Origin of the sequence: Bacillus sp. Marseille-Q3570 (assembly GCF_946151055.1) — a bacterium.
Lineage (GTDB): Bacteria > Bacillota > Bacilli > Bacillales > Fictibacillaceae > Pseudalkalibacillus.
This window is the reverse complement of record NZ_CAMGYZ010000032.1, coordinates 1-2,524: the sequence shown is the minus strand read 5'-3', so window position 1 is coordinate 2,524 and position 2,524 is coordinate 1. Positions and strand designations below refer to the sequence as shown.

At 43.4% G+C, this 2,524-nt stretch carries 3 protein-coding genes; 2 read left to right on the top strand and 1 reads right to left on the bottom strand.

Translation table 11 applies throughout. The features are described from left to right. Both N8M93_RS22540 and N8M93_RS22535 read left to right on the top strand, forming a co-directional pair. Positions 1-547 (top strand): RNA-guided endonuclease TnpB family protein (locus tag N8M93_RS22540; RefSeq protein WP_261134886.1); only part of this gene is annotated, 547 nt, incomplete at its 5' end. A 306-nt stretch (positions 548-853) separates the two neighbouring features. Next, positions 854-2,176 (top strand): 2-hydroxycarboxylate transporter family protein, encoded by a 1,323-nt coding sequence (locus N8M93_RS22535; RefSeq protein ID WP_261134885.1) that lies wholly within the window; start codon positions 854-856, stop codon positions 2,174-2,176. Between the two features lie 262 nt (positions 2,177-2,438). On the opposite strand, the gene N8M93_RS22950 is transcribed toward N8M93_RS22535, so the two are convergent. After that, positions 2,439-2,524, bottom strand: an 86-nt coding sequence (locus N8M93_RS22950; RefSeq protein WP_396125745.1) for an IS3 family transposase, incomplete at its 5' end; no start/stop codon positions are given.

Genomic DNA, 2,524 nt, shown 5'->3' with positions numbered 1-2,524 from the left:
GAAAGTCCCTGCTGTTGCGGTCACCGAAGACGAGAAGACCTGTTTTTTTGGAAACGGAAGACGAAACAAGTATGTTCGTCGGATGTTCAAATCCAAACGACAAAAGCTCGGACGAAAGAAAAAGCTCACCGCCATCAGAAAGCTCCATAATAAAGAGCAACGCTGGATGAAAGACCAGGACCATAAGGTGAGTCGGCAAATTGTCGATTTCGCAGTCAAACATTATGTGTCAATTATACGATTAGAAAAGTTGGCAAATATTCGCCAAACGGCAAAAACAAGCTGTAAAAATACAAAGAACCTTCATACCTGGTCCTTTTATCGTTTAGCGTCCTTCATCGAATACAAAGCTGCTCTCGCAGGAATCAAAGTCGAGTATGTCGATCCCAAATACACGAGTCAAACCTGTCCATCATGTGGAAATCGAAACAAAACCAAAGACCGTTCATACAAATGCCGGTGTGGCTACCACACCCACCGGGATCGGGCGGGGGCGATGAATATTCGTCATGCACCTGTGGTCGATGGTCAAAGTCGATCAGCCTAAGAGGCTATAAGCCCTGTCTTAGGAGGGGTGATGGCACACCCTGATCTCGAAGGTTGTCCAAAACAGAAATGGCCTGAGGACGGAAAATCATTCGAGAATCCCAATGGACCGGAGGTTCAGCTTGCGGCTTTAGCCGTGGGAGTGTCAGTTTTTTTATTTACAAAATACTTTCAATAGTAATAAAACCTTATTTGTTTACTCTAAATCTCCTACAATGCAAAATAAGACGAATTTGACACGAAAGAGGTGTAGCGGATAAATGAAACCGTTTCCAACCTCTAAAATCAATTGTGAGGAGATGATGATGTGAGTAATCTAGCTTACAAGAATGAAGAGAACAGCAGTGAGCAACCCCAGATTCAAGAAGAATCGAGGAAAGGATTGACATTATTCAGTACCCCTGTCATATGGTTTGCGATCTTTGGCGTTATCATGTTGGTGGCTCTTTACACCAACACATTACCAGGGGGCATGATCGGCAGCTTGATCGTCATGATCATATTAGGAGAATTATTCGGTTGGTTAGGCGATCACACCCCTATTGTTAAAACGTATTTAGGTGGGGGAGCGATTGTTGCAATCTTTGGAGCCTCTTTCCTCGTTTATGGAAACTTACTCCCCGAACAAAGCGTTACAATGATCACCGAATTCATGAAGGATGGACAGTTCCTGAACTTTTATATCGCAGCACTGATCACTGGTAGTATACTAGGAATGAACTCGAAAATACTTATCAAAGCTGGTGCACGGTTTGCTTTACCCCTACTTTCAGCTGTCTTTGGCGCAATCGTCTTAGCAGGGTTGATCGGTTTTATCGTTGGTTTTGATGTAATGGACGCTATTCTAGTAATTACACTTCCGATCATGGGAGGCGGAATGGGTGCTGGAGCTGTTCCAATGTCACAAATCTATTCTGAGCTGTTGGGAAATGACCCAAGCTATTATATTTCTATCCTTGTCCCGGCACTAGCATTAGGGAACGTTTTCGCGATCGTCATCGCAAGTATCCTTAACTTGATCGGTGAGAAGAAACCTTCGCTGACCGGTAATGGCCAATTGATGAAAGGTTTTAAATATGAAAAAGAAGAATCCAAACTCGATATCGGCAAAATGGGAGCCGGATTACTTGCGGCACTTGCATTCTTTGTGTTTGGACAAGTATTAGCTGGCTTTATCCCTCTACACGCTTACGCACTCATGATCATTGCAGTAGCCATATGTAAGATCTTCAATTTCTTACCGAAGATCGTAGAAGAAGGCGCAAGCCAGTGGTACCAATTTGTTGCAAAGAACTGGACATTCGCATTATTGATCGGAATCGGAATTGCTTATACCGATCTGAATGCCGTAATCGATGCATTAAGCCTTCAATATATCGCGATTGTCCTGGCTGTTGTCCTTGGTGCAACGATTGGTTCCGCGCTGGTTGGTCGACTCGTCGGATTCTACCCGATTGAATCTGCTATCACAGCTGGATTATGTATGGCGAATATGGGCGGAACTGGAGATGTTGCAGTCCTGTCAGCATCAAGAAGAATGGAACTGATGCCGTTCGCCCAAATATCCTCAAGGCTTGGCGGAGCACTCATTCTATTATTAGCAGGTGTATTGATCCCGATCTTATTTTAATGAAGCAAATGGGGAGGAGACTCCTCATTTGTTTTTTCCTTTTGGCTGTTTTCGCAAACTTTTTTGCTCTTGCACTTCTTAAAGAAAGTATAAAGGGCAACTAAGGCTCGACCTACAAATTATCCAGGTAGTAGGCACGCTGATCCTGCTGGAGTCTTGCACCTTGCTCTCCAATCAACTTGCACAAGGTGTGTTTTTTAAAATGACTCAAAAGCAACAATCTGAACTGTACCCTTAAAAATAGACAGTTTAATAAAAGGACCTAAGCAGCTAAGAGGTGACCCCGGAATTGTTCTGGGGTCATTCTTTTTAATCCCCATTGATACCTAAAGGAATTGTAGTATTCCA